Here is a 20512-nt window from a genome sequence, read left to right on the forward strand (position 1 = left end):
CACTGCAGCGGCGAGGCTTCAGGTTCGCACCCGTGTACCGTTTACCGGCGGCTATCGGCTCTTGAGTATTTTCGGGTTTGAGTTGCCCCAGATCGTGTAGAGGTCCGCCAACAAGGCGCCGTTTATGGTTTCCAGTTCGGTCTGGGTAATTTCTTCATCACCCTGTTTGCCATACAGAACGACTTCATCTCCCGCCTTGACGCCCTGGATGCCACTGACGTCGACCATCAGCGTGTTCATGGTGACCTTGCCGATCACCGGGGCGCGCTGACCGTGAATCAGCACGGAGGCCTTGTTGGAAAATGCTCGTCGATACCCATCGGAGTAACCGGCCGGTATGTTGGCGATCAAGGAGTCTTTGCTCAGGGTAAAGGTTCGGTCGTAGCTGATGGTGCTGCCCGCCGGGTAGGCGTTTACCGCCGCAACCCGCGACTTGAACTGCATGATCCGCTGAAACTCGTTATGCCCGCCCACCGGGTAGCCATAAAGCGCGGCTCCTGGGCGAACCATGTCCAGCCAACCCTCAGGCACCTCAAGGGTGGTAAAGGTATTGGCGCAGTGCAGGGTGATCCGGCTACGGTCCAGTCCGGCGTGCTCGATCAGCCAGCCTGACTGCTCCTTGAAGCTGGCCAGGCCCCGCAGTACATCCTCTCGTTCTTCCACCGGGAAGTGGGTCATGATCCCGACGATATTCAGGTGATCCAGCCGAGTCAGATCCACTGCCTGTTGTTGCCCCTGGGCAGTGCTCATTTCCAGGCCGTTGCGGCTCATGCCCGCCGAATTCAGCGCCAGGTGAACAGGCAATTTCACGCCTTTGCGCGTGGCCAGTTCGTTGAGCTGGCGCGCAACGTCCAGGTTGCCGACCAGTTCTTCGATGTTGTAGCGCAAAGCATTTTCCACTTCGCCAACGGTGGCGCTGCGCAAACGCATCAGACGGCCCTTGAAGCCTTTTGCCCGTGCAACGCGCGCCTCCTCGTTGCTTGCCACCCCGATACAGGTGACGCCCATCCTGATGGCGGAAGGGATCAGTAGAGCGATGCCATTACCATAGGCGTCGGCTTTCATCACGGCGCACATCTGGCTTTTGCCCGCCAGCCGTTGCTGGAGTTTGGTGATGTTTGCTTCGAAGGCGGCCTGATCGATCTCCAGCCAGGTATTGGCCTGGTTCGATCGACTGTCGGCGCGTGGGTGTTCCGGGGCGGGATCGAGCAAGGGCGCAGCGTGGACCACCGGCATCATTGTCGTCAAAGCCAGAGCGAGCGTCAGCGTGCTGAGCATGAAACGAGGCATATCGAGTCTTCCATTCAAGATAAGGAGAGGCCCAGGCACCGGTGCAAATGGCATCAGCCAGATCCAGGGGGCACTGTGCGGACAGCCCCGAAATTCTTATGCAAAGACGTCGTTTGTTTGTGTGGTGTTCATGGTCGGGTACAGCGCAAAACGCTGTTGATTGGGGGTGAACGGCGACACATTGCTTATCAGTGGTGTAAGGGCCAGATACGCAAGGGGTGTGAGTGATACCGACGATGCTCGCGCCGTATCCAGTGCGCTTATGGCGACACCGACGCTGGATCGTCTGTAGTTGGTTGCGAAACTGCAACTCGGGCTTGTTCCAGCATCGTCACCAACTCACCCGCAAACCGGTGGCAATCGCCCGGCCAGCGTGCCGTCAGTAGATTGCCATCGCGGACCACGAAGCCGCGGTGCGGCTGCGCTGCCGAATCGCGTAGCGGCAGCAGCGGCCCGGACATAAAGTCGTCGGGGCTGGCCAGTTCGGCTTTGACTTCCTCCTCGACCGTCTGCGGATACGTGCGGTAGTAGCGGCCGAGCAACGGGGCGGTAACCGCCCAGGCCAGCAGTTCCATGCTTTTCAACAGTGCAGTGGCCTTGCGTCTGTGCAATACCGATAGACCGGAGTCAGGGTCCAGAGTGCGGGCCAGCAGCAACACACCGTGGCAGACGGCGGCGACCGGTTTGTTCGCTTTGAAGAAGTGCAGGGCGATGCGCCTGGCCTGTTCCGACTCCAGCAAGCTGCGCATGCCGACGGCATGGCCGCCGGGAATCACCAGCCCTTCGAACCGGGTGGGGTCGACATCGGCGTAGGCCATGGGTTTGCGGAACCCATCGTCAGTGATCATGGATTGGTAGTGCTGAAGATCGGCGTTACGTGTCATCAGAAACGGGTTCAGCGGACCGAAGCCAATGGCGACCAGCCGCGGGTCCGCATAGGCGGGCAAGCCATGGGGAGTGGAGAAACTCACGTCAATGCCGGCTTGGCGCAGTGCCTGCCAGGGCACGCTGCTTTCGGTGGGATCGTAGTCGGCTTGAGGTAGCAGGAAGAGGATCATTCAGGCTCGCTCGCGTTAATAATGTGTGAGTGGTTGTGGTTAATCACGTTAGCGCAGCTTTAGTGGCCTGTACGGCTGGTTCTGTTAGTCAACTTCGGTGCCAGCAGCCCATATCCTGCGTTGCTGTTCCTCGCCATAGCGGGCTATGACTCGTCACAGCGCCTTGGCTCTGGGCCGCCGACATCCGAATTTGAGCTAACGAACCAGCCGTACAGGCCACTAGGCGGCAACAAAAGAGTTAACGGCTTTTCGATATCAATCGGGTCTATGATAATTTGGCTCCCCAAGGACAATGGCACATTAAACCTATAGATCCTCAATGCACCTCGGTCGAGCCCATGACATCTTCCCCAGCCTGGATCATCTGCGAGCACTGCGACTCGGTATACAAGCCCGTAGCCTTGGCCAAAGGTGAGACCGCGCGTTGCGTCCGTTGCTCGGCCATTCTGGACCGTGGTGGCCAGCTCAGCATTCAACAACTCCTCGCGCTGTCCATCAGCGCGGCGCTGCTGTTCGTCTTCGCCAACGCCTTTCCGGTCATCTCCATCAGCCTGCAAGGCCTGAGCAACCAGGCAACGCTGTGGCAGTCGGTGGAAGCCCTGGCGCAGGGACAAATCAGCGTAATGGCGGCAGTGGCGGGGCTGACGATCATCCTTGCGCCAATGCTGCAAATCATCTTGTTGTGCTGGGTACTCGGTTTTGCCCTGCTCGGGCGCGCGGCTCCGGGCTTCAAGGTCTGTATGCGGTCCCTGGAACAGCTGCGCCCCTGGAGCATGCTCGAAGTGTGTTTGCTGGGGATTCTGGTGGCGATCATCAAGCTGGCCGGCATGCTCGATGTGCATCCAGGTCTCGGGCTGTGGGCGCTGGCGATGCTGACCGTGCTGATCATCCTGATCTCGGGTAAAGGCATCCGCAGGCTGTGGAAAGACCTGGAGGGGGTGATTCCATGAGCCTGCCGCCCTATGCCAGCGAAATGAATCTGGTCTTGTGTCATACCTGCGGCCAGGTTTGCCCATTGACGGACGCGCGTTGCTTCCGCTGCGACGCCACTGTGCATCGACGCAAACCCAATAGCCTGGCCCGTACCTGGGCACTGCTGTTGGCCAGCATGATTTGCTACATCCCGGCCAATGTGATGCCGGTGATGTACACCAACATCTTTGGCAGTGGCAGTGAAAACACCATCTTCAGCGGGATCATAGAGTTCTGGCACGCAGGCGAGTGGGACCTGGCGCTGGTTATTTTCATCGCCAGCGTGGCGGTGCCGTGCATGAAGTTTCTGGTACTGGGCACGCTGCTGATTACCTGTCAGCGCCGCAGTCGCTGGGCCATGCGTGAGCGGGCCAAATTGTATCGGCTGGTCGAAGTGGTGGGTTACTGGTCCATGCTCGACGTGCTGGTGGTGGCCCTGATCGCCGCCCTGGTGCAGTTTCGCTCGCTCAGCACCATCGATCCGCGGATGGGCATTCTATTTTTTGGTTTGGTGGTGGTACTGACGATGTTCGCTGCCATGAGTTTTGATCCCAGGCTTATCTGGGACGCAGAGGTTGAAGATGCCTGATCACCCAAGTTCCTCCGATACACCTGCTCCGGGTACCCCTGAGATCAAGCGTCGGCGTTTCAACGTATCCCTGGTGTGGCTGGTGCCGATTGTCGCGGCGCTGGTGGGGTTGTCGATGGTGGTGCATAACGCCAGGCAGGCGGGGCCGCAGATCACTGTGAGTTTTCTGACTGCCGAAGGGCTGGAGGTCAACAAGACCCAGGTCAAATACAAGAACGTGGTAATCGGCAAAGTGACCTCGATTGCCCTGGCAGACGACCGCAGTCACGTCGAGACCACCATCGACCTGGATGCTTCAGCCAAGTCGTTTGCGACCGATGACTCGCGCTTCTGGGTGGTGCGCCCGCGCATCGGCGCCAACGGTGTCTCCGGGATCGATACGCTGTTGTCCGGCGCCTTTATCGGGGCCGATGCCGGCGAATCGGACAACACCAAAGATAACTTTGTCGGCCTGGAAACCCCACCGCCCATTACCTACGGTCAGAAGGGCAAGCGTTATACCTTGCGCACCGACAACCTTGGCTCGCTGGATATCGGCTCCAACGTCTATTACCGCCGCATTCCGGTTGGCGAGGTGGTGTCCTATCAACTGTCCGAGGACGGTAAAGGCGTCGAAGTGCAGATCTTTGTCCATGCCCCGAACGACCAGTTCGTGACTAGCGATACGCGCTTCTGGAACGCCAGCGGCGTCAATGTCAGCCTGGGCGCCGATGGCCTGAAGGTGAACACCGAATCGGCGGCATCGATTCTGGCCGGGGGCATCGCGTTCGTTGAGCCCAAATACAGCCCCAATCCCCAGCAGGCCGAAGAGCATGCCAAATTTACCCTCTTCAATGATCAGGACACCGCCATGGCGCCAGCCGATGGCGAGCCACGCTACATCCGTATGCGCTTCAATCAACCGTTGCGCGGCCTGGTGGTCAACGCGCCGGTGGAGTTTCACGGGGTGAACCTGGGCCGGGTGGTCTCGGTTGACCTGGATTATGACGAGGACAAGAAAGACTTTCCGACCATTATTGGCGCCGTGATTTACCCAACCAGGTTGGGTAAGGCCCATGAAAAGATGTTGAAACTGCGGGGCGCGGAAGATGAAACCAAAAGTGCGCAATTGATGGCCGAGTTAGTCGCGCGCGGGCTCAGGGCGCAGGCTCGAACCGGTAACCTGCTCACCGGGCAACTCTTCATCGCTCTGGATTTCGAGCCTCATGCAAAACCGGTGACGTTCGACGTGACGGCACGGCCGATGGATATTCCGACGATACCGGGCAGCCTGGATAAACTTCAGGAGCAACTGCAAAACGTGGTCGACAAGATCAGCAAACTGCCGATCGAGCAGATTGCTGCCAACCTCAACGGTAGCCTTGGCGAGCTGCAGAAAACCCTGACAAAGGTCAATGGTGAAGTGCTGCCGCAAATGCGCGATACCCTGGTGGAGACCAGAAAAACCATGGCCTCGGCCAATGACAGCATTTCCGAAGACTCTCCGCAGCGCCAGCAGTTGGGTCAGACGATGGAAGAAGTCCAGCGTACTGCTCGTTCGGTGCGGGTGCTGACCGATTTCCTGGGCCGGCATCCCGAGGCACTGATCCGCGGGCACCTCAAAGACAACCAGCCCGATAGCTATAAATCGTCGACTTCATCCTCCCGGGACATTGACCAGCAATGAACACCATGACTCTTCGCTCCCTGGCCATTTTCGCCACAGTGGGCCTGGCCGCCTGCAGCTCGGCGCCGACCCACTACTACACGCTGGTGCCGACGGCGACGGATAGCACTGCACGCACGAATATCGCTGCGCCAGCCTTCCAGTTCGAGATGCAGCCAGTGCGCATACCGGTCCAGGTCGACCAGCCACAAGTGGTTGTTCGCCAGGGCAGCGGAGCCTTGGCGATCCTCGAAACCTCGCGCTGGAGCGCACCACTGGCCGACGAATTCCATGACGCCCTGGCCGACCAGATGGAACTCAAGCTGGGCGTCCGGGAACTGGCAGGCTTACCCAAGAACCCGGGGCTCCCGACACTCTCGCTGCAAACCGACGTCCGGCGTTTCGACTCACTGCCGGGCCAGTACGCCTTGATCGATGTGGTCTGGAGCATCAGCCTGCGCGGCGATGGCGAAAAGCGTCGTAGCCTGACGTGCAGCAGCGTCGTCCGCCAACCCGCCGGCCCGCAGGTGCAGGATCTGGTGTCGGCCCATCAGCAGGCCATCGGGCAATTGGCGAGCATCATTGCTGGCGCCGCGCGCAGCTGGTCGAAACAGCAGGGGACAGGGTGCCCTTAGGTCAGTTGAGTCGCCAGGGCCAGTCAGTTTAAGGAAATGAGGTCTCTGTTGTAGGAGCGAGCTTGCTCCGGGCGGCGTTCCGACGATGGACTCAAGGGCGACGCGTTTATTCAGAAAACACGCGTTATCGTTAACGTCCATCGCGAGCAATCGAGCGTCGACCGGCTGCTCCTACAAGGGCGGCGCAGTGGGTTCAGCGCACCAGGCACGGCTGTTTGTTGTTGAATTTCCAGCCAGGGATCAGAAACTGCATGGCAACGCTGTCGTCCCGCGCGCCGAGCCCCATGCCTTTGTACAGCTCGTGAGCCTTGGCGACTTGATCCATATCCAGCTCGACACCCAGGCCTGGTTTTTTTGGAACTTGCACGCAGCCATCGACTATTTGCAGCGGTGCTTTGGTCAGCCGTTGACCGTCCTGCCAGATCCAGTGAGTGTCGATGGCGGTGATTTCACCCGGCGCAGCAGCGGCCACGTGGGTGAACATCGCCAATGAGATGTCGAAGTGATTGTTGGAATGCGAGCCCCAGGTCAGACCCCATTCGTTGCACATCTGTGCCACCCGGACCGAACCCTGCATGGTCCAGAAGTGCGGGTCGGCCAGCGGGATGTCCACCGATTGCAGCTGGATCGCATGGCCCATTTCGCGCCAGTCGGTGGCGATCATGTTGGTCGCTGTTTTCAAACCGGTCGCACGACGGAATTCAGCCATGACTTCTCGACCGGAAAAGCCGTTCTCTGCGCCACAGGGATCTTCCGCGTAAGCCAGCACATGATGTTGATCGCGGCATAGACGGATGGCTTCTTTCAGCGACCAGGCGCCATTGGGGTCCAGCGTGATACGCGCGTCGGGGAAGCGCTCGGCCAGGGCGGTAACGGCCTGGATTTCTTCATCGCCGCTTAACACGCCGCCCTTGAGCTTGAAGTCCTTGAAGCCATAACGGGCATGAGCCGCCTCGGCCAGGCGCACTACGGATTCGGCAGTCAGGGCTTGTTCATGGCGCACGCGGAACCAGTCGTTATCCGCATCCGGTTCGCTTCGGTAGGCCAGGTCGGTCTGATTGCGATCACCGACATAAAACAGATAACCGAGCATTTTCACTTCATCGCGCTGCTGGCCTTCACCAAGCAGGGCTGCGACCGGTACGTCCAGGTGTTGACCCAACAGATCGAGGAGGGCGGCTTCAAGGCCGGTGACGGCATGGATGGTGATGCGAAGGTCGAAGGTCTGCAAACCGCGGCCACCAGCGTCACGTTCGGCAAAGGCCTGGCGCACGCTATTCAAGATTTTCTGGTAGGTGCCAATGCTGTTGCCGACCACCAGTGAGCGGGCATCTTCGAGGGTCTGGCGAATGCGCTCGCCACCAGGCACTTCGCCGACACCGGTGTGACCGGCATTGTCCTTGAGAATTACGATGTTGCGGGTGAAGAACGGACCGTGGGCGCCGCTGAGGTTGAGCAACATGCCATCGTGACCGGCCACCGGGATGATCTGCATGCTGGTAATAACCGGGGCTTTGCCTGCGTCTTGAGCGTTCGAGGGGTTCATTTCGTTGTCCTGTACATTCGTATTCGTTTGATCCGGGGCCGCTGCCTGGCGTTGATCGGCCATGGCGCTCGACCCCCGTCCTTTTCAGGAGTGGCTAGGTTGGTGTTGGTTTGCTGTCGCGACAACCGGTGCGCCTTTAGGCTTGTTACGCGCGGCGAAGACGATGATCGCGGCGATAATGGATGTCGCGGCCAGGCCGTACAAACCACCCTGGATCGAGCCGGTGCGTTCTTCCAGCAATCCAAAAGTCGTCGGTGCAACAAAGCCACCGAGATTGCCGACCGAGTTGATCAGCGCGATCACACCGGCGGCGATTCGTGCATCCAGATACGCCTGTGGAATCGGCCAGAACAGCGACGACGCCGACTTGAAACCCAAAGCCGCAAAGCAAATGGCAACGAAGGCGAAGATCGGCCCACCGGTGGTGGACATGAACATCCCCACAGCGGCAATCAACAGTGCAACGGCGACCCAGGCTTGCTGGTGCTTCCACTTGGCCGATAGCGAGGCGAAGGCGTACATGCCGACGATGGACAGCAGCCACGGAATCGAATTGAACAGCCCGACCTGGACGTCGCTGAGATCGCCCATCTTCTTGATGATGCTCGGCAACCAGAATGTCGCGGCATAGATGGTCAGCTGGATGAAGAAGTAGATCAGACAGAACACAATGATCTGGCGATCCTTGAGCAGTTTGCCCAACGACGGTTTGATCGGCGTTGCTGCTTCGCGCGCCAGTTGTTCTGCATCAATGGCATTGACCAGTGCATCCTGCTCGGCGCGGGTCAGCCATTTGGCATCGTGGGGTCTGGAATCAAGCCAGAACCAGACGAAGACGCACAGCACCACCGAAAACAACCCTTCAATGAAGTACATCCACTGCCAGCCGTGCATGCCAAAACCATTGATTTGCAGCAGCAACCCGGACAAGGGGCCGGAAATCAGAGAGGCAAACGCCGAGCCGCTGAGAAAGATTGCGATCGCTTTACCGCGCTCCACACCGGGCAACCAGCGGGTGAAGTAATAGATCACGCCGGGGAAGAAGCCTGCTTCGGCAACACCCAGGAGGAATCGCAGAATGTAGAAGTGGGTTTCGTTCTGAATGAACGCCATGCAGGCGGCGACAATGCCCCAGGTCAGCATGATGCGGGTCAACCAGATACGGGCGCCGACTTTTTGCAGGAGTATGTTGGAAGGGACTTCGAACAGCGCGTAAGCGATGAAGAACAAGCCGGCACCGAAGCCGTAGGCTGCGGCACCGATGCCAAGATCGTGCTCCATGTACGAACGCACGAAGCCGATATTCACTCGGTCAATGTAGTTAACGATAAACATGATGACAAACAGGGGCAGGACATGCCGCTTTACTTTCGCAACAGCCGAAAGCAACGCCGGATCTGCGCCGTCACTCACCTTGGAATTGGATGTGCTCACAATCTGATCTCCCACTCGTTATTTTTATGCGGGGTACGACTGAATTAAGTGTCAGGCGGGTGCCTAAGGGGCGGTATCGAAATCAGTGACAGGGGAGGACAGTAGGCCTGCAGAAAGGAGGGTATGAGGTGCTTGTGGATTCATGGTGAGTCAGCCTGCTTCGCGGTTTTTGTTAGGAGAGGTGCGATTTTTGTTGATAGACATCATACAACTGAGATTTTTCCATCACAAGCCAGGAAAGTTGATTTTGTCGTTCTAAAATTGCCGTTTTTTATGCATTTAAACTCGCTAAAAGTGCTGTTTAACCCCTAATATAGGCGGTTAATGAGGTTTTATAGGGTTTTGTCGAGGTTCTGCTTTTGCTGGGTTCGAAACGAAGATCTTCTGAGGGAGAGCCCAAAAAGTGTCGGGTTACAGGCCTTTTGTTGAGTGTTGTCATACAACGTTGATCGATTTTTGATGCACCGTTTCATGACAGATATGGAAGGCGCGCAACACAAAACCGGCAAGGTGTTACGATTCGATAGCCCGGATTTGCGGATGATCATTATGCAAAATACCCCTGATGCACCTGCTCGCAAGCGCTCCCACAATCTTGCCCATGAATTGGTTACGGTGCTTACCCAAAGCATTTTGCTGGGCCAAATCAAACCCGGGCAAAAGCTTCCCGCAGAAAATGCGATTGTTCGCGAGCATGGTGTCAGTCGTACGGTAGTGCGTGAGGCGATCTCGAAATTGCAAGCCTCCGGTTTGGTGGAGACTCGCCACGGTATCGGCACTTTTGTGCTTGAGCGCTTACCCGAGCAGGGCTTGCGACTGAATGTCGATACCGCCATGAGTGTGCGCAACATTCTGGAGTTGCGCATGGGCCTCGAAACCCAGGCGGCAGCCCTGGCCGCAACGCGTCGCAGCCCGAAACAGTTGTCGCAGATGCGTAAAGCACTGGATGACTATCAGGGTTTATTGGCCAATAACGACAGCTGTGTCGAAGCGGACCAGCGCTTTCATTTACTCATTGCCCAGGCCACAGGTAATACCTGCTTTACCGAAATCATGCAGTATTTGGGGAGTTCCATGATTCCCAGAACTCGGGTGAACGCCACTGAGCGTGGCGGAGCCGACCTGGCCAGGCTCGGACACCTTGCCAATCTTGAGCACGAAGCCATTCTCAATGCCATCAAAAAGCAGGACCCGGACGCCGCCCGAGCGGCGATGTGGTTACATCTGACGAACAGTCGTGAGAGGTTTTCTGCAGATTGAGCCTGTAGGCCTTGGGCGGCTTTGGGCTGCATCGGGCATGTGCTGCCGGGATTCGCTGAACACTATCGTGACACCCGATACCGGCACGCCTGATTGGCGTCATGAAAGTGGGTGAGTGGCTGCAAGTGCATCGTGGGATTGTCAGATCAGCTGAATTGACCGCGGACAGAGTTTTTTCAGCTCCATCCGCCGGGCTCAATGTAGCTGGGCCCTCAAAGCAATGAGAGCGGATAGTTGATGATCAGCCGATTCTCATCGAACTCATTGGTGCTGAAGTCTTTGCGGATACTCGAATTGCGCCATTTGAGGTTAAGGCTCTTCAGGGCTCCACTCTGCACGGTATAGCCCACTTCGGTCTCGCGACCCCATTCCTTGCCATCGGTGATGGTCCCGGTATGCACATTGTCACCGCTGATGTAGCGGTTCATCAGGGTCAGGCCGGGCACGCCGAGGGCGGCGAAGTTGTAGTCGTGGCGCAGCTGCCAGGACTTTTCCTTGGCGTTGTCGTAGCTTGAGTTGTAGCTGTCGTTGGCCAGGGTGCCGCCGCTGGTACCGTTGACCCGCATCCAGGCGTTGTCGCCGGTGACTTTCTGCAGGCCGACATAGAAGGTGTTGCCGCCGTACTTGGCCGAGAACAACCCGGACCAGGTTTTGTTGTCCAGATCGCCGGCCCGGGCACTGCCGTCCTCCTTGCCGTAAAAGAAGCCCAGGTTGGCCCCCAGGGTCCAGTCCCCCAAGGGCTGAGTGTGCACCAGGTTGAGGTATTGCTGGCTGTAGATGTCTTTGAGTTCGGCGTTCCACAGACCGATCTGGGTGCGTTTTTCATTGAAGGTGTATTCGCCGCCTTCGAAGTTGAAGCGGTCCGAGGTGAATGCCGCTTTGCCGTTCATCGACATGTCGCTCATGCTCGAATCGTTGCGCGGGCTGTTGGCGCGGAACTGGCCGCCATAGAGGGTCAGGCCGTCGATTTCCTTCGAGGTGATCTGGCCACCACGGAAGGTCTGGGGCAAGGAGCGGCCATCGTCCGAACGCAGGATTGGCAGTACCGGCATCCATTCGCCGACTTTCAATTCGGTTTTTGAAATCCTGGATTTAAAGGCCACGCCCAGGCGACCGAAGTTGTCGGCTGGGCGACCATCGCTGTCCAATGGCAGGAGCTGCGTCCCGCCGGTGCCGCGTCCGCCGTCGAGCTTTTGCGAGTACAGACCGAGTACGTCTACGCCGAAACCGACAGTGCCCTGAGTAAAGCCAGATCGTGCATCGAGGATGAAGCTCTGCGTCCATTCCTCCGCTTTCGCCTGCGGATACGCCGGATCAACGAAATTGCGATTGATATAGAAGTTACGGGCAGTGAGGGTCGCGGTGCTGTCTTCGACGAAGCCTGACGATGCAGCGAACACCGGCGTTCCGGCCGCCAGACTCAGTGCCAAGGTGGTCAGGGCATAACGAGGTGCGTTACTCAGTGGCGAGCGAGTGACCTTGAGTGTCATTGTTTTTATTCCCAAGTACTTATGTTGGCTTGCACGAATCCGTCCGGCTGCGCCAGGCGCACACGGCGGATCAATGAATTCGGTTTGGATCGACCACCCACCGACTGGCAGGTGGAGATGAAGTTTCAGGCCGGGGCCTTGCTTGCGGTCATCACGCCAGGTTGCGTGCCGCTGATACGGCCGCACGTAACCCCAGCAAATAACTGTCCACGCCAAAACCGCAGATCTGGCCTTTGACGATCTCGGCAAACACCGACTGATGGCGGAACGCTTCGCGCGCGTGGATGTTGGACATGTGCAGCTCCACCACCGGCACCGTGAGAATCGCCAGGGCGTCGCGGATGCCGTAGCTGTAGTGAGTCCAGGCACCGGCGTTGATCAGCACGGCATCCACGTTATCGAAGTAGCCCTGGTGAATGCGCTCGCACATTTCACCTTCGCTGTTGGTCTGGAAGCTCTCGATCTGGGCGCCGAGCTCCTCGCCGAGGGCGCGCAGACTGGCGTCGATTTCGGCTAGCGTCACCGTTCCGTATTGAGCCGGATCACGCTTGCCGAACATGTTGTGGTTGATGCCGTGCAGCATGAGGACATTCATGATGTTCATTCCTTAAGTCCAGTGAGTTGACCTGTTCGAGCGCGTGGCCGGTTTTCGTCATCTGAGCGGTGAGCAGGGATCAATCTTTGAGCTCGATGCGGTGTACGTCGCCGACGATCAAGGCATAGGCGATTACACCCAGGAGCGCAGCGGCACCGACATAGATCAGCGCGTAATAGAACGAACCGGTGCCCGCGATAATGAAACCGATGACCAGCGGCGTAGTGATTCCGGAAAGATTGGCGCAGAAGTTGAAAAGGCCGCCGGTCAGGCCCATGAGTTTTTTCGGTGCGACGTCAGAGATCAGCGTCCAGCCAAGACCCACCATGCCTTGACCGAAAAAGGCAAAGGACAGGATCGAGATGACCAGCACATCGGATTCCACGTAGTTGGCGCCGATGATGGTGCTGGCCATTAACAGCCCGGCGATGATCGGCAGCTTGCGGGCGATGTTGGCCGAGCCGGTACGTTTGAGCAGTTGGTCGGACAGCCAGCCACCGAACATCACGCCAGCGGCGGCCGCCAGGAACGGCATGATCGAAAAGAAGCCGACCTTGATCCAGCCCATGTGGCGTTCCGTGGCCAGGTAGGTCGGGAACCAGGTGAGGAAGAACACCAGAACAGTGTTGCCGGCGAATTGGCCGATGGACGCACCAATGATCTGACGGTACGACAGCAATTGGCGCACGTTGGACCAGGAGAAAGGGGTCGATTGTTCGTCGGCTTTCGCCAGGCCGCCGCCGGCAGCGATGTAATCCAGTTCAGCCTGATTGGCGTTGGTGGACTCGTGGGGCTCGCGATATATGCGCCACCAGACCAGTCCGAAGAGGATGCCGATCACCCCGACAATGACGAAGATCGCTCGCCAGCCGTAAGTACCCATGATCCAGAACAAGACCGGCGCAAAGCAGGCCAGCCCCAGGTATTCACCGACGGTATAGATAGCTGTTGCCCGGGCGCGCTCCTGCTGCGGAAACCAGGTGCCGACCACCCGACTGTTGGTCGGGAAACACGGCGCTTCACTGATCCCCAGTCCGAAACGACACAGCAGCAGCGACTTGATGCCGACGCTGAAGCCTTGCAGCAAGGTAAATGCCGACCAGAAGGTAAGTGCCAGAAAGTAGGTGACCTTGCTGCCGAAACGATCCAGGAACAGCCCGCCAGGAATTTGCGCCAGGGCGTATGTCCAGGAGAAGGCCGAGAACACAAAGCCCATGGTCACAGCTGTGATTCCCAGGTCCTTGGTGAGTTCAGGTGCGGCGATACCCAGAATCGTTCGGTCCAGGTAATTGATCATGGTACCGATGGCGAGCAGAGCAAGGATGACGAAGCGAGCGCGGGTGCGCTTGACGCTTGTCGCGGGGGTATAGGTCAGCGGAGCCGCGGATGCGGTGCCTCCAGTTTTATTGGACATGTCTTGAGTACCCATATTGTTGTTGTCGGGACTTTGTGATGATGCTCAAGCTGCGTTGTGACTTTTTGCATGCAGTTGATGGGTGCTCAGGCTAGTGAGAGGTAGATCGTGGTGTCAAGCGCAGATTTTTATTTTTGCATGCAAAGTTTGGGTTGTTAGCGCCGTTGATATCTTATTCATGCCGTTTTACATGCATTTAAGTTGTTTTTTTGTTGATTTATTTGCCGTCTCTGCATTTTTTTATCTCTTGACTTGGCTTTTAAGGGCGATTACTTTTTGGGTCATCTTGCATTTTGCATGCAAAACAAAAGATCCAAGGAGATCGCAATGTCAGCAACGAGGGTCAATCTCGACGCTATTTCCCAGTCCGCCAAACTGGATAGCGCCACCCAGGCAAGTACTCTGGAAACCTATGGAGGGGCCTACCGCGATCTGCTGGGTTACGTCCCGCCCCGCATCCAGTCGCGTTTCGGCATTACCGGCGTGCTCGACCCGGAACTGGTCCAGATGCAAGAAGCCATGCGCAGTCACGCCATGGATACCCCACACCTGGATCCGAAGATGGTGCAGATCATCCTGTTCGGCATGTTGCTGATGGATGGCAACGACGCTGCCGAAACCCATTGCCTGGCCGCTCGCCGTTGTGGCGCCAGCTGGGAAGAGCTGCAGGCAACTATCAGTCTGTGTTTCCTGTTTCGGGGGCTGCCGGCGGCAAACCGCGGCGCAGATTTGCTGGCACGGGTCGCGGCTCGTGAAGAGCCGGTCGTCTACCCAACCTGAGGAGCACCGCCATGAACGATTCGAGTTTGCAGTGCGCGGCGGACTGGCTGGACCAGGCTGCCCGGAGCCATGAATGGATCGCTCCGTTACGTGAAGTTCAACCTTCATTCGGCATTGATGACGCCTACGCGATTCAGCAGATCAACACCGAGCGCCAATTGGCTAAAGGGCGGCGCATCGTGGGGCGCAAAATCGGTCTCACGTCCAAAGCGGTGCAAAAACAGTTAGGCGTAGACCAACCGGATTTCGGCGCGCTGTTCGATGACATGGGCTACGGCAGTGGTGAAGTGATTGCCTGGCAGTCACTGCATCAACCCAAGGTCGAGGCTGAGATCGCGTTTGTTCTCAAACGTGATCTGGACCTGCCCAATCCGGGCCTGGTCGACGTGCTCAATGCCATTGACTACGCCTTGCCAGCGATAGAAATCGTCGGCAGCCGGATTGCCAACTGGAACATCCGCATTGTTGACACCATTGCCGACAACGCGTCTTCCGGTGCCTATGTGCTGGGCAGCTCGCCGCGGGACATCAAGGATCTGGACCTGAGCCTGTGCGGGATGGTCATGGAGCGTAGTGGCGAACCGGTATCGGTCGGTGTCGGTCAGGCTTGCCTGGGTAATCCCCTGAATGCCGTGGTCTGGCTGGCCCGCAAGATGGTCGAAGTCGGGCAACCCCTGCGCGCGGGTGACGTGGTGCTCTCCGGGGCATTGGGGCCGATGGTTGAAGTGCGTCCCGGTGATGTGGTCGAGGCGCGTATAGCCGGTTTGGGTTCGGTAGTCGCCGTCTTCGGTGATGCCGATGCTGGCCAGCAACAGTCGGACGAAGCCTACAGCAAGAAGGTGCAAGCATGAGCATGATCGCAGAATACGCGGCCCGTCTGGACGAAGCGGCCCGTACCGCCGTTGCCATCAATCAGATCGACCCGGAATCGAAAATGAGCCTGGACGATGCCTACCGCATTCAGGCCGCATCCATTGCTCATCGTCTGGGTCGCGGTGAGCGGCAAGTCGGCATGAAGATGGGATTCACCAGTCGCGCAAAGATGTTGCAAATGGGCATCGACGACTTGATTTGGGGCCGCTTGACCAGCGGCATGCGCGTGGAGGAGGGCAGCACCGTCAAGCTTTCCAGTTACGTACACCCGCGCGTCGAGCCTGAGATCGCTTTCCTGCTCCAGCGTCCACTGGCAGGCGATGTCACGGCCAGCGAAGCGTTGGCGGCGGTGGAAGCCATCGCTCCGGCGCTGGAAATCATTGATTCGCGCTACCAGAACTTCAAGTTTTCCCTGCCGGATGTGATCGCCGATAACGCCTCTTCCTCGGGCTTCGTCATCGGTGCCTGGAATGCGCCGGATAGCGACATCGGCAATCTGGGCATGGTCATGAGCTTCGACGGCAAGGCCCAGCACATGGGCTCCAGCGCTGCGATTCTGGGCAACCCGTTACGTGCCCTGGTCGCCGCTGCGCGTCTGGCGGCTCAGGCGGGTGAGCCCTTGCAGGCTGGCGCCATAATCATGGCCGGTGCCGCAACCCCGGCCGAGTGGCTGGTACCGGGTACCTATGTGCGCCTCGACGTGCAGCACCTTGGCAGCATCGGTTTTCACGTACAGGACTAAATCCATGCCTATCGCAATCATCAACATCATCGAAGGCCGTAGTGATGAGAAGAAGCAGGCGTTGATCGTCAGCGTGTCCAGGGCCATTGCCGAAAGTCTGGATGCTCCGCTGGAAAGCGTTCGCGTCCTGGTTCAGGAGTATCCGGACAACCTGTGGGCGGCTGGCGGCGAAACCATCCGTGAGCGACGCAGCAAGGCTGTCTAGCCAATCGATCCCGCTCCGGCAACGCACAGCACAAGAAGGACAACAAGATGAGCAAGCCTGTAAAAGTCGCCATCATCGGTTCCGGCAACATCGGTACCGATTTGATGATCAAGATCCTGCGTCACGGCAAGCACCTGGCAATGGGCGCCATGGTCGGTATCGATCCGGCCTCCGACGGCCTGGCTCGCGCCGAGCGCATGGGCGTCGCCACCACTGCCGGGGGCATTGAAGGCCTGTTGGCGATGGAGGGCTTCAAGGACATCAAGATCGTGTTCGACGCCACCTCAGCCGGCGCCCATGCCCACCACAATGCCTTGCTTGAGCCCCATGGCATCAAGGTCATCGACCTGACTCCGGCGGCCATCGGTCCGTATGTGATTCCTGCGATCAATCTCGATTCGGAGCTCGATGCCAACAACCTGAACATGGTCACCTGCGGCGGCCAGGCCACGATTCCGATCGTTGCCGCGGTGTCCCGGGTGGCCAAGGTTCACTACGGAGAAATCGTCGCCTCGATTTCCAGTAAGTCGGCAGGTCCCGGTACCCGAGCCAACATCGACGAGTTCACCGAGACCACTACCGCAGCCATCGAGAAACTCGGGGGCGCTAGTCGTGGCAAAGCGATCATCGTGCTCAATCCGGCCGAGCCGCCACTGATCATGCGCGACACCGTGTTCGTGCTGTCCGAATTGGCCGACCAGGATGAAATCGAGCGCTCGATTCTCGACATGGTGTCGAGCGTGCAGAGCTACGTACCCGGTTACCGGCTCAAGCAAAGCGTGCAGTTCGAGGTGATCCCACCTGAAATACCGGTCAATGTGCCAGGTTTGGGTTACCTGAGTGGCCTGAAGACTTCGGTGTTCCTCGAAGTCGAAGGCGCGGCGCACTACCTGCCAGCCTACGCCGGCAACCTGGACATCATGACTTCGGCGGCAATGGCCTGTGCTGAACGTATTGCCGCTACCCGCCTGAACGCAGTCGAGGCCTGACGCATGGACATCAAGAAAAAGCTGTATATCTCCGACGTGACCCTGCGCGACGGCAGCCATGCCATCCGCCACCAGTATTCGATCAAGAATGCCCAGGACATCGCCCGTGCACTGGACAAGGCGAAAGTCGATTCCATCGAAGTGGCTCACGGCGACGGCCTGCAAGGATCAAGCTTTAACTATGGCTTCGCGGCCCATTCGGACCTGGAATATATCGAGGCCGTGGCGGACGTCATCAGCCACGCCAAAATCACCACCTTGCTGCTGCCCGGTATCGGTACGGTCCATGACCTCAAGGCAGCCTACAAAGCCGGTGCTCGCGTGGTGCGCATCGCCACTCACTGCACCGAAGCGGACGTGTCGCGCCAGCACATCGAATACGCTCGTGAGCTGGGTATGGATACCGTCGGCTTCCTGATGATGAGCCACATGCTCGCCCCGCAAGAATTGGCCAGGCAGGCGAAGCTGATGGAGAGCTACGGCGCGACCTGCGTGTATATGGCCGACTCCGGCGGCGCAATGAACATGCAGGATATCCGCGAGCGCTTCCGTGCCTTTAAAACGGTGCTCAAGGCCGAAACCGAAACCGGTATGCACGCCCACCACAACCTGTCACTGGGTGTGGCCAATTCGATCGCGGCGGTGGAAGAGGGCTGCGACCGCATCGATGCCAGCCTCGCCGGCATGGGTGCCGGCGCGGGCAATGCGCCGCTGGAGGTGTTTATCGCCGCGGCCGAACGTCTCGGCTGGAACCACGGCACTGACCTGTACACGCTGATGGACGCGGCCGATGATATCGTCCGTCCCTTGCAGGATCGCCCGGTGCGGGTTGATCGTGAAAGCCTGGCGCTGGGTTATGCGGGGGTCTATTCGAGCTTCCTGCGTCACGCTGAAGTCGCCGCGGCCAAGTACGGGGTGAAGACTGTCGACATCCTCGTTGAATTGGGCAAGCGCCGTATGGTCGGGGGGCAGGAAGACATGATCGTCGACGTGGCTCTGGACCTGCTTCGTCGTTGAATTTGAAGAATAAAAAGAAGAGCTGAAACCATGAACAAAACCAGCAAGTTTCACCCTGAACCGCTGTATGACGTTTCCAACCTCGGTCATGTCGAGCTCAATACCCCTGACCTGGACGCCAGCGTACGCTTTTTCACTGAAGTCTACGGTCTGGATCTAGTTACCACGCAGGGCGACTCGGCCTACCTGAGAGCCTGGGGCGACCACGACCTGAGCTCATTGAAGCTGACAGCTGCCAAGCAGGCAGGCGCCGCCCACATTGGTTGGCGTGTCATGAGCCCTCAGGCGCTGGAGCGTCGCGTCGCAGCGCTCAAAGCCTATGGTGTTGAAGGCCAGTGGATCGATGGCGATGTCGGCCACGGCGCGGCCTACAGCTTCATAGCACCGAGTGGACACCGTATGGAGGTCTACTACGAGGCCGAAAAATACGTGCCGACGGCGGACAAGAAACCGTACCTGCCCAACCAGCCGCAAAAATTCAGCGGCCGTGGCGTAGCGGCGGCGCGCATCGACCACATCAATATCCTGACCCAGGACGTGGTCAAGACCCGTGAATTCGCCGATCAGACCATGGGCTTCAAACTGCGCGAGCATCTGATCCCGGGCGGTCAGGGCGAAGAGGTTGGCGCCTGGATGAGCCTGATGAACAAGGCTCATGACCTGGCGATCACAAAGGAACCTGGCCCGACGGCCAGCGGTCGACTGCATCACCTGGCCTATGCTGTGGAAAACCGTGAAGACGTGTTGCGCGCTGCGGATATCTTCATGGAAAACGATGTATTCATCGAATTCGGTCCGGCCAAGCATTCACGCACTCAGGGTTTCTTTCTGTATGTGTACGAACCGGGCGGTAACCGCATCGAAGTGTTTTCCGGCGGCATTCATATCTTTGTGCCGGATTGGGAACCTGTTCAGTGGGGCACCGAAGTCAAAGGCCGCTCCACTGCGTGGGGCCTGGGCGTGCCGGAGAGTTTCCACAAGTACGCGACCCCTGATGTGCAGGTGCCTGCGCCAACGTCAGCGGCCAAGGCTGCTGCGATGGCTGCATTGAGCGAGTGATGCCCCGGGGCTTGTCGGCGTGTAGCTGACAGGTCGCCAGACATCGCGGATGATAGAGCGTGTCGAGACGGTGGCGGTTACCGTCTCTCGAGTGATCAGGTCAGAGGCCTTTGCAGTGAACGAGATGTTGATGGAAGAGAACCTGTCCGTGCAGGAAGACAGCACTACCACCCATGCCACCTCCCTGGTGAAGCGCCTGCGTATGGCGATCATGACCGGCGAGTTGGCACCGGGCAGTAAGTTGCGTCTGGAAGCCCTACGCGAAAAACTGGGTCTGACCATCAGCCGCAGTCCACTGCGTGAGGCGCTTTCCCGGCTGGGTGCAGAGGGTCTGGTGTTGATCGAGGATAAAAGGGGCTACCGCGTTATTCCTGTGTCCGAGAAAAATCTTCAGGAAATCGCCAAACTGAGGGTCCACTCCGAGGGCCTGGCGCTACGCGAATCCATCACCAAAGGCGATCAGGCCTGGGCCGATTCGGTCCGGGCCGCCGAGGAAAAGCTTCGCAGCATCAAGCGCACGGACAACATGAGCGCGACGCAGCAGGAACAATGGGAACAGGCTCACCGTGACTTTCACCTGAAGTTGCTGGAAGCCTGCGACATGCCGCTGTTGCTCAATCACTGCAACACCCTGCATGACCTGAATGACCGCTACCGCCGATTGTTCCTGGCGAAGAATCCTTTTGACCGGGACGTTAATTCCGAGCATGGCGCGATTGTCGCGGCCACCCTGGAACGCAATGCCGACCTGGCGTGCGCGCTGCTTGCTCAGCATATCCAGCGCACCACGCAGAACATCTGTATCAGTCTTCGCCGACAAGAAACCGGCTCCGATGCTTGATTGACGGCTGACGCCGGCACCCTTCCAGGGCCGGGCGTGCACATCACAACAATAATCCCCAGCGCCAGATAGCGGGCT

The 20512-nt window shown here is 58.5% G+C and carries 20 protein-coding genes; 13 read left to right on the top strand and 7 right to left on the bottom strand.

The window, feature by feature from the left end:
* Positions 1-51: 51 nt before the first annotated feature.
* Positions 52-1290: an alanine racemase gene (gene alr / locus AC07O1_RS25550; protein WP_495090590.1), complete on the bottom strand. Its 1239-nt coding sequence runs from the start codon at positions 1288-1290 to the stop codon at positions 52-54.
* A gap of 260 nt (positions 1291-1550) precedes the next feature.
* Entirely contained in the window at positions 1551-2348 is a 798-nt protein-coding gene (locus AC07O1_RS25555; protein ID WP_495090591.1) for a DJ-1/PfpI family protein, read from the bottom strand.
* A gap of 338 nt (positions 2349-2686) precedes the next feature.
* On the opposite strand from AC07O1_RS25555, the gene AC07O1_RS25560 reads away from it, so the two are divergent.
* From AC07O1_RS25560 to AC07O1_RS25575, 4 genes are read left to right on the top strand one after another with little or no spacing between them, the layout of a single operon-like run.
* A complete protein-coding gene (locus AC07O1_RS25560) occupies positions 2687-3298 on the top strand; it encodes a paraquat-inducible protein A (RefSeq protein ID WP_494994924.1) in 612 nt (203 codons plus the stop codon).
* Positions 3295-3909, top strand: coding sequence for a paraquat-inducible protein A (locus AC07O1_RS25565; protein ID WP_495090592.1), 615 nt, complete (start codon positions 3295-3297; stop codon positions 3907-3909). The genes AC07O1_RS25560 and AC07O1_RS25565 overlap by 4 nt, the downstream gene beginning before the upstream one ends.
* On the top strand, positions 3902-5575 hold the full coding sequence (locus AC07O1_RS25570; protein WP_495090593.1) for a PqiB family protein: 1674 nt from the start codon (positions 3902-3904) through the stop codon (positions 5573-5575). The genes AC07O1_RS25565 and AC07O1_RS25570 overlap by 8 nt, the downstream gene beginning before the upstream one ends.
* 5 nt (positions 5576-5580) lie before the next feature.
* On the top strand, positions 5581-6189 hold the full coding sequence (locus AC07O1_RS25575; RefSeq protein ID WP_495090594.1) for a PqiC family protein: 609 nt from the start codon (positions 5581-5583) through the stop codon (positions 6187-6189).
* 193 nt (positions 6190-6382) lie between these two features.
* On the opposite strand, the gene gudD is transcribed toward AC07O1_RS25575, so the two are convergent.
* Positions 6383-7735 carry a glucarate dehydratase gene (gene gudD / locus AC07O1_RS25580; protein ID WP_495090595.1) on the bottom strand — a complete coding sequence of 451 codons (1353 nt, stop codon included), beginning with the start codon at positions 7733-7735 and terminating at the stop codon, positions 6383-6385.
* 84 nt (positions 7736-7819) lie between these two features.
* Positions 7820-9148, bottom strand: coding sequence for an MFS transporter (locus AC07O1_RS25585; RefSeq protein WP_495090623.1), 1329 nt, complete (start codon positions 9146-9148; stop codon positions 7820-7822).
* 570 nt (positions 9149-9718) lie between these two features.
* On the opposite strand from AC07O1_RS25585, the gene AC07O1_RS25590 reads away from it, so the two are divergent.
* Complete coding sequence (locus tag AC07O1_RS25590; RefSeq protein ID WP_495090624.1) at positions 9719-10429, top strand: FadR/GntR family transcriptional regulator; 711 nt, start codon at positions 9719-9721, stop codon at positions 10427-10429.
* Between the two features lie 212 nt (positions 10430-10641).
* Here AC07O1_RS25590 and AC07O1_RS25595 read toward each other — a convergent pair whose 3' ends face one another.
* The 3 genes from AC07O1_RS25595 to AC07O1_RS25605 all read right to left on the bottom strand — a co-directional run bounded on the left by AC07O1_RS25595 (position 10642) and on the right by AC07O1_RS25605 (position 13928).
* On the bottom strand, positions 10642-11919 hold the full coding sequence (locus AC07O1_RS25595; protein ID WP_495090596.1) for an OprD family porin: 1278 nt from the start codon (positions 11917-11919) through the stop codon (positions 10642-10644).
* Between the two features lie 151 nt (positions 11920-12070).
* Positions 12071-12514: a type II 3-dehydroquinate dehydratase gene (gene aroQ, locus AC07O1_RS25600; protein ID WP_495090597.1), complete on the bottom strand. Its 444-nt coding sequence runs from the start codon at positions 12512-12514 to the stop codon at positions 12071-12073.
* Between the two features lie 79 nt (positions 12515-12593).
* On the bottom strand, positions 12594-13928 hold the full coding sequence (locus AC07O1_RS25605) for an MFS transporter (protein WP_495090598.1): 1335 nt from the start codon (positions 13926-13928) through the stop codon (positions 12594-12596).
* 327 nt (positions 13929-14255) lie between these two features.
* On the opposite strand from AC07O1_RS25605, the gene AC07O1_RS25610 reads away from it, so the two are divergent.
* The 8 genes from AC07O1_RS25610 (at position 14256) to AC07O1_RS25645 (ending at position 20434) form a co-directional block, all read left to right on the top strand.
* Complete coding sequence (locus AC07O1_RS25610) at positions 14256-14708, top strand: carboxymuconolactone decarboxylase family protein (RefSeq protein ID WP_480415886.1); 453 nt, start codon at positions 14256-14258, stop codon at positions 14706-14708.
* Between the two features lie 11 nt (positions 14709-14719).
* Positions 14720-15559 carry a 2-keto-4-pentenoate hydratase gene (locus AC07O1_RS25615; protein WP_495090599.1) on the top strand — a complete coding sequence of 280 codons (840 nt, stop codon included), beginning with the start codon at positions 14720-14722 and terminating at the stop codon, positions 15557-15559.
* Positions 15556-16323 carry a 2-keto-4-pentenoate hydratase gene (locus AC07O1_RS25620; RefSeq protein ID WP_495090600.1) on the top strand — a complete coding sequence of 256 codons (768 nt, stop codon included), beginning with the start codon at positions 15556-15558 and terminating at the stop codon, positions 16321-16323. The genes AC07O1_RS25615 and AC07O1_RS25620 overlap by 4 nt, the downstream gene beginning before the upstream one ends.
* Before the next feature lie 4 nt (positions 16324-16327).
* On the top strand, positions 16328-16528 hold the full coding sequence (locus AC07O1_RS25625; RefSeq protein WP_495090601.1) for a 2-hydroxymuconate tautomerase family protein: 201 nt from the start codon (positions 16328-16330) through the stop codon (positions 16526-16528).
* Positions 16529-16575: 47 nt separating this feature from the next.
* Complete coding sequence (locus AC07O1_RS25630) at positions 16576-17517, top strand: acetaldehyde dehydrogenase (acetylating) (protein ID WP_495090602.1); 942 nt, start codon at positions 16576-16578, stop codon at positions 17515-17517.
* Positions 17518-17520: 3 nt separating this feature from the next.
* Entirely contained in the window at positions 17521-18534 is a 1014-nt protein-coding gene (gene dmpG, locus AC07O1_RS25635) for a 4-hydroxy-2-oxovalerate aldolase (RefSeq protein ID WP_495090603.1), read from the top strand.
* A gap of 30 nt (positions 18535-18564) precedes the next feature.
* The gene (locus tag AC07O1_RS25640; RefSeq protein ID WP_495090604.1) at positions 18565-19593 is read left to right on the top strand and encodes a catechol 2,3-dioxygenase; all 1029 of its coding nucleotides are present in this window, start codon (positions 18565-18567) and stop codon (positions 19591-19593) included.
* 130 nt (positions 19594-19723) lie between these two features.
* Complete coding sequence (locus AC07O1_RS25645; protein WP_495090605.1) at positions 19724-20434, top strand: GntR family transcriptional regulator; 711 nt, start codon at positions 19724-19726, stop codon at positions 20432-20434.
* Positions 20435-20512: the final 78 nt, after the last annotated feature.

This window comes from Pseudomonas sp. GW821-FHT07G10 (genome assembly GCF_059418545.1).

What these genes read in the sequence shown, in the direction of transcription:
- alr (WP_495090590.1), bottom strand. Translation starts at nt 1,290, where the DNA reads ATGCCTCGTTTCATGCTCAGCACGCTGACGCTCGCTCTGGCTTTGACG.
- AC07O1_RS25555 (WP_495090591.1), bottom strand. Translation starts at nt 2,348, where the DNA reads ATGATCCTCTTCCTGCTACCTCAAGCCGACTACGATCCCACCGAAAGC.
- AC07O1_RS25560 (WP_494994924.1), top strand. Translation starts at nt 2,687, where the DNA reads ATGACATCTTCCCCAGCCTGGATCATCTGCGAGCACTGCGACTCGGTA.
- AC07O1_RS25565 (WP_495090592.1), top strand. Translation starts at nt 3,295, where the DNA reads ATGAGCCTGCCGCCCTATGCCAGCGAAATGAATCTGGTCTTGTGTCAT.
- AC07O1_RS25570 (WP_495090593.1), top strand. Translation starts at nt 3,902, where the DNA reads ATGCCTGATCACCCAAGTTCCTCCGATACACCTGCTCCGGGTACCCCT.
- AC07O1_RS25575 (WP_495090594.1), top strand. Translation starts at nt 5,581, where the DNA reads ATGACTCTTCGCTCCCTGGCCATTTTCGCCACAGTGGGCCTGGCCGCC.
- gudD (WP_495090595.1), bottom strand. Translation starts at nt 7,735, where the DNA reads ATGAACCCCTCGAACGCTCAAGACGCAGGCAAAGCCCCGGTTATTACC.
- AC07O1_RS25590 (WP_495090624.1), top strand. Translation starts at nt 9,719, where the DNA reads ATGCAAAATACCCCTGATGCACCTGCTCGCAAGCGCTCCCACAATCTT.
- AC07O1_RS25595 (WP_495090596.1), bottom strand. Translation starts at nt 11,919, where the DNA reads ATGACACTCAAGGTCACTCGCTCGCCACTGAGTAACGCACCTCGTTAT.
- aroQ (WP_495090597.1), bottom strand. Translation starts at nt 12,514, where the DNA reads ATGAATGTCCTCATGCTGCACGGCATCAACCACAACATGTTCGGCAAG.
- AC07O1_RS25605 (WP_495090598.1), bottom strand. Translation starts at nt 13,928, where the DNA reads ATGTCCAATAAAACTGGAGGCACCGCATCCGCGGCTCCGCTGACCTAT.
- AC07O1_RS25610 (WP_480415886.1), top strand. Translation starts at nt 14,256, where the DNA reads ATGTCAGCAACGAGGGTCAATCTCGACGCTATTTCCCAGTCCGCCAAA.
- AC07O1_RS25615 (WP_495090599.1), top strand. Translation starts at nt 14,720, where the DNA reads ATGAACGATTCGAGTTTGCAGTGCGCGGCGGACTGGCTGGACCAGGCT.
- AC07O1_RS25620 (WP_495090600.1), top strand. Translation starts at nt 15,556, where the DNA reads ATGAGCATGATCGCAGAATACGCGGCCCGTCTGGACGAAGCGGCCCGT.
- AC07O1_RS25625 (WP_495090601.1), top strand. Translation starts at nt 16,328, where the DNA reads ATGCCTATCGCAATCATCAACATCATCGAAGGCCGTAGTGATGAGAAG.
- AC07O1_RS25630 (WP_495090602.1), top strand. Translation starts at nt 16,576, where the DNA reads ATGAGCAAGCCTGTAAAAGTCGCCATCATCGGTTCCGGCAACATCGGT.
- dmpG (WP_495090603.1), top strand. Translation starts at nt 17,521, where the DNA reads ATGGACATCAAGAAAAAGCTGTATATCTCCGACGTGACCCTGCGCGAC.
- AC07O1_RS25640 (WP_495090604.1), top strand. Translation starts at nt 18,565, where the DNA reads ATGAACAAAACCAGCAAGTTTCACCCTGAACCGCTGTATGACGTTTCC.
- AC07O1_RS25645 (WP_495090605.1), top strand. Translation starts at nt 19,724, where the DNA reads ATGGAAGAGAACCTGTCCGTGCAGGAAGACAGCACTACCACCCATGCC.